This is a genomic window from Sphingomonas sp. (assembly GCF_048594985.1).
GTDB lineage: Bacteria > Pseudomonadota > Alphaproteobacteria > Sphingomonadales > Sphingomonadaceae > Sphingomonas_I.
Genome location: NZ_JBMDXG010000250.1, coordinates 1 through 8967, shown reverse-complemented (window position 1 = coordinate 8967; position 8967 = coordinate 1). Strand labels below are relative to the sequence as shown.

Sequence of the window (8967 nt, the reverse complement as noted above, 5' to 3'; positions counted from 1 at the left end):
GCGGGAATCGCGTGGTAGAGGAACACCGAGTGCATCGCCCGGCGCACTGGCTCGTTGCCGCGGAAGGAGAACGAGAGGTTGGACAGGCCGCCCGAGAAATGGACATGCGGGCAGCGCGCGCGGATTTCCTTCACCGCCTCGATGAAATCGACCCCGTAGTTGTTGTGCTCCTCGATCCCGGTCGCCACCGCGAAGACGTTGGGGTCGAAGATGATGTCTTCGGGCGGAAAGCCGATGCCCATCAGTTCCTTGTAGGCGCGCTCGCAAATCTCGATCTTGCGTTCTTTGGTGTCCGCCTGGCCCTGCTCGTCGAACGCCATGACGACCACCGCCGCGCCATAATCCATGCACTTGCGCGCGGCTTCCAGGAACGGAGCCTCGCCTTCCTTCATCGAAATCGAATTGACGATCGGCTTGCCGGACACGCATTTCAGCCCGGCCTCGATCACCTCCCATTTCGAGCTGTCGACCATCACCGGCACGCGCGCGATGTCGGGCTCGGCCGCGATCAGCTTGAGGAAGGTGGTCATCGCCTCGACCGCGTCGAGCAAGCCTTCGTCCATGTTGACGTCGATGACCTGCGCGCCATTCTCCACCTGCTGGCGCGCGACCTCGACCGCCTTCGTATAGTCGCCGCCCATGATGAGCTTCTTGAACGCCGCCGATCCGGTGACGTTGGTCCGCTCGCCGATGTTGACGAACCGGGTGGAGGAAGGGGTGCTGGCCATCTGTCTTTCTTTCGATCCTCCCCGCCGGCGGGGAGGGGGACCATGCGCAGCATGGTGGAGGGGGGTGTGAGGCAGGGGCGCTGCGTCGAAAGCCCCCCTCCACCACTCGCTACGCGAGCGGTCCCCCTCCCCGTGCCGGGGCGGAGAGTTCGTCCTTATGCGGCGATCACGAACGGGTCGAGGCCGGTCAGGCGCATCGCGGTGCGCGGCCGGGCGACCGCGCGCGGCGCAAACTGTTTCACCGCCGCCGCCATCGCCGCGATATGATCGGGCGTGGTGCCGCAGCAGCCGCCGACCACGTTGCCCAGCCCGTCCCTGGCCCAGTCGCCGACCATGCCGCCGGTCGTTTCCGGCTGCTCGTCATAGGCGCCGAGATCGTTGGGCAGGCCGGCATTGGGATAGGCCATGATCAGCGCGTCGGCGATGTCGGCCATATCCTTGAGATAGGGGCGCATCAGATCGGCGCCGAATGCGCAGTTGAGCCCAATCGTCAGCGGGCGGGCGTGGCGCACCATGTAGGTAAACGCCTCGACCGAATGGCCCGACAGATTGCGTCCCGACATGTCGGTGATCGTCATCGACAGCATGATCGGCACCTCAATCCCGCGTGCCTCCTCGATCTCGCGCACCGCGACGATGCCGGCCTTGGCATTGAGCGTGTCGAACACGGTTTCGATCAGGATGAAATCGCAGCCGCCGTCGAGCAACGCCTCGCCCTGCTCGCGATAGACGTCCTTCAGCTCGTCGAAGCCGATCGCGCGGAAGCCGGGATCGTTGACGTCGGGCGACAGCGACAGCGTCTTGTTGGTCGGCCCGATCGCCCCGGCGACGAAGCGCGGGCGGCCGTCCTGGCCCGCGAACTTGTCCGCCGCCGCGCGCGCGATGCCGGCGGCGGCGAGGTTCATCTCGCGCACCAGATGCTCGGCGCCGTAATCCGCCTCGCTCACGCGGTTGGCGTTGAAGGTGTTGGTCGAGACCATGTCCGACCCGGCCGTCAGATAGGCCTCGGTAATCTCGCGGATCAGATCGGGCTGCGACAGGACCAGCAGGTCGTTATTACCCTTCTGATCATGCGCCATGTCATAGCTGCCGCGATAGGCAGCCTCATCCAGCTTGTAGCGCTGGATCATCGTGCCGAACGCGCCGTCTGTCAGCAGGATGCGCTTCGCCGCTTCGGCCCGGAAGCGGGCGGCGGCGTCGGATGGGGTTTTGGTCATGCCGCTTTCTCCTCGACGCGCGCATCGGCGCGGAGCCCGAGCATGTGGCAGATGGCGTAGGCCAGTTCCGCGCGGTTGAGCGTGTAGAAATGGAAATGGCGCACGCCGCCCGCATAAAGACGGCGGCACAATTCGGCGGCGATCGTCGCGGCGACGAGCTGGCGCGCGGCGGGATGATCGTCCAGCCCCTCGAACAGCCGGTCCATCCAGGGCGGGATGGCGGCGCCGCACAGCCCGGCGAACTTGCGCGTGGTGGCGACGTTGGTCACGGGCAGGATACCCGGCACGATTTCCGCCGCGATCCCCGCCGCCGCCGCGCGATCGCGAAAGCGGAAGAAGGTTTCGGGCGAGAAGAAGAACTGGCTGATCGCGCGATCCGCCCCGGCATCGATCTTCGCCTTCAGATTGTCGAGATCGGCGGAGACGCTGGGGCTGGCCGGATGGCATTCGGGATAGGCCGCCACCGAAATTTCGAACGGATGGATCGCCTTCAGCCCCGCCGTCAGTTCGGCCGCGTTAGCATAGCCCTGCGGATGCGGGCGGAACGCCTCGCCCGCCTGCGGCGGAACGCCGCGCAGCGCGACGATATGCCGCACCCCCGCCTCCCAATAGCCGCGCGCAATCTCCTCGATCTCCGCCTTGCTCGCTTCGACGCAGGTCAGGTGCGCGGCGGCCGGGATCGCCGTCTCGCGCGCGATGCGGGCGACCGTGGCGTGCGTGCGTTCGCGCGTCGATCCGCCCGCGCCATAGGTGACCGAGACGAATTCGGGCGCAAGCGGGGCCAGCGTCTCGATCGCGCTCCACAATTGCTCGTCCATCCGCTCCGTCTTGGGCGGGAAGAATTCGAAGCTGACGGCGGCGTCGCCCGCCATATCGGCGAACAGCGGCGCGTCGAGCGCGCGGCGCGCCTCCTCCAATTGTGCGAGCGAAGGTTGGGACATGAAATGCATATAAAGATTCCTTTATATGCCGGTCAAGCGGGCGGCGGCACCTTCTCCTGCCGCGATCCGGTGTCGAGCGTCATGACCGCGTCGGGCGCGTCGCGCAGGCGCAGATGGAGCTTGCCGTCGCGCGGCGCGGGCACCGACAGGACCGGTGCGGTATAGCCGGCGGGCACGGTTGCCGCACCGTCAAACCCGGTGGTCGGGGCGACCGCGGCGATCAGATAGAGACCCTGGCCGCGCATCGTGCAGGTCGCGTCGGAATTCGCCGCGCATTCGATCGCGTCGATCCGGGGCAGCCGCACCAAAGTCGCCAGCGGCTGCCAGTCGCCCGTCTCCCCTTTACTGACCACGCGGAAGCGCAGCGGCCCGAAGGCGGAGGGCCCCAGGCTGGCCGGATCGAGCGTCGCGACGAGAATGTCGGGCCGGTCGAGCCGCAGCGCAGGCCCGGAGGACAGCATGATCGACGCATCCTCGCTCGCCACCTCGACCTCGTCGCCCGGCAGGAAGCGCGCCCCCTCCCCCGCGCGGATCGAGAAGACCAGCCGCGCATCGTCGGGCAGGACGTCGGGGCCGGTGGCGGACAGGCGGAGGCCCGCCCCCTCCCCCTTCGCGACGAGGCTCTTGTCGAGAATGGCGGCGCGCGGGCGCGCGGGCGCGGTCGTGACCGGCACGGTCGCCGAACGACCGTCGGCCAGCACGACGCGCGCGGTGCCGCCCGCCGCCACGACAGGCCCGCCGTCGCCCACGATGCGCAGCCGATCGGTGTCGCCCGTGCGCGTCAGCCCGTCGGGCCGGAGCCGCGCCGCGCCGAGCTCGATCCGCGCGACCTGATCGAGGCGCTGGCCGGACAGCATGCCCCACGAGTCCCCTTCGTGGAATATGAGCTGGTCGAGCCGGCTGGCCTGGCGATAGGCCCGGAGCGCCACGGTCACGGGTTTCGCGCCGAACGACCGTACCTCGAGCGTCGCATTGCCCGGCGGCGCATCCTCCAGCGGCAGGACAAGGTCGAGGCCCGTGTCACCGCGCGCCTTCCACGTCACCGTGCGGGGCGTGCCCTGCCCCAGCTTGAGCACGACGCTCTGGACACAGGCGGGCGCCCCGCCGGTCAGGGTGAGCGGATTGGCGCGGCCGGCGACGAGGTTGGCGCCGTCCTCCCCCGCGCTCCATCCGCCGTCGCCCGGCATCTGGATCGCGTATTCCGGGCCGCGCAGCGGATCGAAGCCCCACGACCCCAGAAGCTGGCCGGTGATCGGCCCCTTCAGGCGCGCGGTGACGGCGGTGTCGCCGGTCACGACATATCCGCCGCGATCGGCGCGCGCCTCCACGGGCAGGTCGACCGTCTCGCCCGAAGCGGAGGTCAGCCGCAGCCGCATCTCGCGCGCATAAGCGGTCGAATAGACCAGGGGCGCGCCCTCGACCGGAAGCACCGCGCCGGGCCGGGCGAGGCAGACCGGCTGGCCCGCCGGATCGCGCAGCGCCGGGGGCCGTTCCGCCTCGATCGCGGGCATCGGCACGACCATCACGGACTTCGGCCGTTCGAACGAGGGGGCGGCGTTGAGCAGCAGCGACACGGTGTCGCCCTGCCGCTGGCTGATCGTCGGCAGATAATCGAAATGCGGATTGCTGAACGCGCCGAAGATCCGCGCCACGTCGCGGATCACGCCGATATAGGGGCTGTAATAGCCGAACCCCGCCTCGCGCGTGGCGCTGAGCTGAAGCGCGAGATCGGTCGGCGCGCCCGCCAGCGTTTCGGCGAGCGAGCTGCTGTGCACGTCCGCCAGCACGAGCGTGTCGCGGTTTTCGAGCAGGCAGGCGGCCTGGAGATCGATCACCTTGGCCAGGCAGTCCTGGTTGAGCTTGATCGACAGGCTGCGCGCCAGCATCGGCGCGACCGTCTTCAGGAATTCGGGGTGGAGACGGTCCTGCGCCTGGATCGCGGTCATGAAGGCGTTGAGCCGCGACCGATCAAGCGAGGCCTGGTTGAGATCCTGCGTGGCGCGGACGAACTCACCGGGCTTGCCGCGCACATTATCGGCGATCGTGCCCGCCGCGCCGCCCGTATCGGGGATGAGGAACAGGATCAGCTGCCGCGCGCCTTCGGGCACCTTCAGCGACAGGGTGCGATCCTTGTCCTTGGGCTTCCACGTCTCGGCGGCGTGGATCCACTTCTTCGGCGGCGGATTGGTCGCGCCCTGAAGGAAGGCGGCGACGAGCAGGAAACGGGCGCGCTGATCCCTGGGCAGATCGGCGCGGATCGTCAGCGCGTCGCCCGTCGCCAGTCCCGGCACCTCGCCGATCGGCAGCGTCCGGCCGTCGCGCGTCACCGAAATGGCGAGATCGGGCCCGGGCAGGTCGAACGGCGCGGGATCGGCGGTCATCCCCGGGACGGCGGCCAGCGATCCGAGCAACAGCGCCACGGCGACGCGGCGCCCGCGTCGGGCAGGGCGATCGGACAGGATCATGCGATCCTAAATGCTTCATTCGCGCGAAGGATCAACCATCCTGCGCCGCGTGGAGGCGGACGCCGCCACGTCCGCGCGCCGCGCTGTCGGCAGAATGGAAGGCGCATGGCAGAACAAGCGGTTTTGTCTTATGGCTGGAAACCATTGTTCTCTTGACGATCTTCCGGATCGCATACAAGATCGCGGCCGTCCATACAACGATGCCGGACGGCGTCGACCAGAGCGCGAAAACGCGCCGTATCATGGGAGAGTGGAATGAAGGGCCTGCTTTATCTGGGCGCCGCGACCGCGGCCGTCTGCACCGCATTCACCGCCTCGGCACAATTTTCGGGCCGTGAGGATCCGATGCCGGTGACGCAACCGCGCATGCCGGCGGAATTCTGGTCGGCGAAACCGACCACCCCCACCCCCTACACCACCCCGAACAAGGTCCATTGGAAGCTGGCGGACGTGCTGGCCGCGCATCGCGGCAAGAGCGACTGGGTCCAGCCGATCCTGCGCAACAGCGAGCAGGACGCCGACTATGTCTCGCTCGGCGCGGGCAAGAAGACCAAGGCGAAATTCTACGCCGACGACCGGATCATGTTCATCGTTTGGGACGGATCGGTGAAGGTGACGATCGACGGGGTCGAGCCGTTCACCGCGACCAAGGGCTTCATGGTCAGCGTGCCGTTCCGCCACGTCTACACGATCGAGAATGTCGGCGACAAACCGGCGCTCTGGTTCGAGGTGCGGCAGGCGGGATCGCCCCCGCTCTACCCGGCGAGCGAGACGCCCGATCCCTTTCCGGGGCGCACTTATGTCAAGGTGACGGGAAATCCGGGGCCCGCCAAGGACCGCGACACCAACCCGATCTACGTCGATTTCTTCAAGACGATCGGCGTCGGCGACAAGCCCTATAACGGCAAGTTCGTGTGGGACGACCATTTCACGTCGAACATCCTGCGCGGCAAGGCGGCGGATGCGGTCCCGCCCGACACGAACAAGGGCCATTTCCACACCGACTGGACCGAATTCTGGTTCATCATGGAAGGGCGCGTCGGCTACAAGATCGAGGGCTTCCCCTATTTCGTGTCCGAACCCGGCGATGTCGTCGCGGCCGCCAAGGGCCGCTGGCACCGCCCGGGCAACGATCCGAGCGCACCGATGTCGACGCGCATCCCGCTCAACCCCCGCCCCGTCATCCTCCACAATTTCGAGGCGCACTGATCGGCGATCGCGGGACGGGCGGCGCGATGCGGCTTTCACGGCGAACGCTGATGGCAATCGCGCCGCTGGCCTGGGCGGCGGCGCGAATTCCCGCATGGGCGCAGATCAGCCCGCGCACGCGCGCGCCCGGCGACACCGACTGGCTGCATTACGCCAACGATCTGGGGAGCACGCGCTACGCGCCGCTCGACCAGATCAACGCGGACAATTTCGATACCTTGCGCGTGGCGTGGCGCTTCCGCACGGACTCGCTCGGCGCGCGGCCCGATTACAACCTCGAGGCGACGCCGCTGCTGGTCAACGGCGTCCTCTATTCGACCGCCGGGTCGCGCCGCGACGTGGTCGCGCTCGACGCCGCGACGGGCGAATTGCTGTGGATCCATCGCGAGGACGAGGGGGAGCGCGCGAAGAAGGCGCCCCGCCAGTTTTCGGGGCGCGGCGTTTCCTACTGGACCGACGGGCGCGACGAGCGGCTATTCTACGTCACGATCGGCTATCGCCTGATCGCGCTCGACCCGAAGACGGGGCAGCGGATCGCGAGCTTCGGCACCGACGGGGTGGTCGACCTCAAGACCAATTTCGATCAGGAGATCGACCCGGTCGACAGCGATGTCGGGCTCAACTCCACGCCCTGCGTCGCCCGAAACACGGTGATCGTCGGCGCGGCGCACACGCCCGGGAACGTACCCAGGACGCGCGACAACGTGCGCGGCTATGTGCGCGGCTACGACGCGAAAACCGGCGCGCGGAAGTGGATCTTCCACACCATCCCGCAAAAGGGGGAGTTCGGGTACGACACTTGGCTCGACGGCACCGACAGCATCGGCAATGCGGGCATGTGGGGGCAGATTTCGGCCGATCCCGAACTGAACCTCGCTTATCTGGGCATCGAGCTTCCGACCGGCGATGTCGGCGGGCAATATCGGCGCGGGCCGGGCCTGTTCGGCGAAAGCATCGTCGCGGTCGACCTGGATACGGGCGAGCGCAAATGGCACTATCAGCTCGTCCACCACGGGCTGTGGGATTATGACATACCGTGCGCGGCGATCCTGCTCGACGTGCCGATCAAGGGCAGGATCGTCAAACTGCTCGCGCAGCCGACCAAGCAGAGCTTCCTCTATGTGCTCGATCGCGAGACGGGGAAGCCGGTGTGGCCGATCCCCGAGCGCAAGGTGCCCAAGGGCGACGTGCCCGGCGAATGGTATTCGCCGACGCAGCCCATCCCGTCGAAACCGCCCGCCTACGACATGCAGGGCGTGACCGAGGACGGACTGATCGACTTCACGCCCGAGCTGCGCGCGGCGGCGGTGGCGGCGATGAACAATTACCGCACCGGGCCGATCTTCACCCCCGCCTCGCTGTTCGAGCCCGAGGGGACGTGGGGGACGCTGACCGTTCCGCATCTGACGGGCGGCACCAACTGGCCGGGCGGCGCCGCCGATCCGGAGACGGGCATCGTCTACGTCTATTCGAAGACGGTCGCCGACGTGATGACCGAGCTGCCGAACAGCGACAAGGCGCTGTCGGATTTCGCCTATATTAACGTGCGCGGCATGTCCGATCCCCCCAAGCGCGGCGATCATGTCTATGGCGTGCTGTCGGTCGAAGGGTTGCCGCTGCTCAAGCCGCCGTACGGCCGGATCACCGCGATCGACCTGAAGAGCGGGACGTTCGCGTGGCAAGTGCCGCACGGCGAGACGCCCGACCAGGTGCGCAACCATCCCAAGCTGAAGGGGCTGACGATCCCCAAGACGGGCCGCGCGGGGAATGTCGGCCCGCTCGTCACCAAGAGCCTCGTCATCTGCGGCGAGCCCGGCATCGTCACCCTGCCCGACGGCCGTCGCGGCGCGATGCTGTGCGCCTATGACAAGGCGACGGGCGCGCAGAAGGGCGCGGTCCACATGCCCGCCGGCCAGACCGGCGCGCCGATGACCTATATGCTCGACGGACGCCAATATCTGGTCATCGCGGTCGGCGGGGGAAGCTATAGCAGCGAACTGATCGCCTTCCGCCTGCCCGCCGCATGATCACGCCCACACGATATGAGAGGGCCCCGGCCGTCACGTCCCCGCACGACGCGAGGGGCGCGGCATGAGCGAGGGCGTTACGCGCTGGGAGAAGAACGGCGCGGTCGCGCAGATCCTGTTCGACCGCCCGGCCGCCTATAACGCGCTCACCTGGACGATGTGGCGGGGTCTGGGCGACGCGTGCGCGGCGATCGCGGCCGATCTGGAGATCCGCGTGGTCACCTTGCGCGGCGTGGGCGGCAAGGCGTTCGTCGCGGGCACCGATATTGCCGGCTTCCAGTCCTTCACGACCGGCGACGAAGGCATCGCCTACGAAGCCGAGATGGATTCCTATGTCGGCGCGTTCGAGGCGCTGCCGCAGCCGACGAGCGAGCTCGGCG

7 protein-coding genes are annotated in these 8967 nt (G+C 67.9%); 3 read left to right on the top strand and 4 right to left on the bottom strand.

What is annotated here, in order from left to right; genetic code table 11:
* The 4 genes from ACOJSF_RS10205 to ACOJSF_RS10190 form a co-directional block, all read right to left on the bottom strand.
* On the bottom strand, positions 1–728 hold a 728-nt coding region (locus ACOJSF_RS10205; protein ID WP_420142101.1), incomplete at its 3' end, for a dihydropteroate synthase.
* A gap of 155 nt (positions 729–883) precedes the next feature.
* Positions 884–1945: a homocysteine S-methyltransferase family protein gene (locus ACOJSF_RS10200; RefSeq protein ID WP_420142100.1), complete on the bottom strand. Its 1062-nt coding sequence runs from the start codon at positions 1943–1945 to the stop codon at positions 884–886.
* The gene (gene metF / locus ACOJSF_RS10195) at positions 1942–2886 is read right to left on the bottom strand and encodes a methylenetetrahydrofolate reductase [NAD(P)H] (RefSeq protein WP_420142099.1); all 945 of its coding nucleotides are present in this window, start codon (positions 2884–2886) and stop codon (positions 1942–1944) included. The genes ACOJSF_RS10200 and metF overlap by 4 nt, the downstream gene beginning before the upstream one ends.
* 32 nt (positions 2887–2918) lie before the next feature.
* Positions 2919–5351: a hypothetical protein gene (locus ACOJSF_RS10190; protein WP_420142098.1), complete on the bottom strand. Its 2433-nt coding sequence runs from the start codon at positions 5349–5351 to the stop codon at positions 2919–2921.
* Between the two features lie 255 nt (positions 5352–5606).
* Between ACOJSF_RS10190 and ACOJSF_RS10185 the strand changes: the two genes are divergently transcribed.
* The 3 genes from ACOJSF_RS10185 to ACOJSF_RS10175 form a co-directional block, all read left to right on the top strand.
* The gene (locus ACOJSF_RS10185) at positions 5607–6560 is read left to right on the top strand and encodes a cupin domain-containing protein (RefSeq protein WP_420142097.1); all 954 of its coding nucleotides are present in this window, start codon (positions 5607–5609) and stop codon (positions 6558–6560) included.
* Positions 6561–6610: 50 nt separating this feature from the next.
* Positions 6611–8587: a PQQ-binding-like beta-propeller repeat protein gene (locus ACOJSF_RS10180; protein WP_420142096.1), complete on the top strand. Its 1977-nt coding sequence runs from the start codon at positions 6611–6613 to the stop codon at positions 8585–8587.
* A 64-nt stretch (positions 8588–8651) separates the two neighbouring features.
* Positions 8652–8967: enoyl-CoA hydratase/isomerase family protein (locus ACOJSF_RS10175; RefSeq protein ID WP_420142095.1), on the top strand; the 316-nt coding region annotated here is incomplete at its 3' end.

Bases quoted from the DNA above. Each gene is read 5' to 3' on its own strand.
- ACOJSF_RS10185 (WP_420142097.1), top strand. From the start codon at position 5,607: ATGAAGGGCCTGCTTTATCTGGGCGCCGCGACCGCGGCCGTCTGCACC.
- metF (WP_420142099.1), bottom strand. From the start codon at position 2,886: ATGTCCCAACCTTCGCTCGCACAATTGGAGGAGGCGCGCCGCGCGCTC.
- ACOJSF_RS10190 (WP_420142098.1), bottom strand. From the start codon at position 5,351: ATGATCCTGTCCGATCGCCCTGCCCGACGCGGGCGCCGCGTCGCCGTG.
- ACOJSF_RS10200 (WP_420142100.1), bottom strand. From the start codon at position 1,945: ATGACCAAAACCCCATCCGACGCCGCCGCCCGCTTCCGGGCCGAAGCG.
- ACOJSF_RS10180 (WP_420142096.1), top strand. From the start codon at position 6,611: ATGGCAATCGCGCCGCTGGCCTGGGCGGCGGCGCGAATTCCCGCATGG.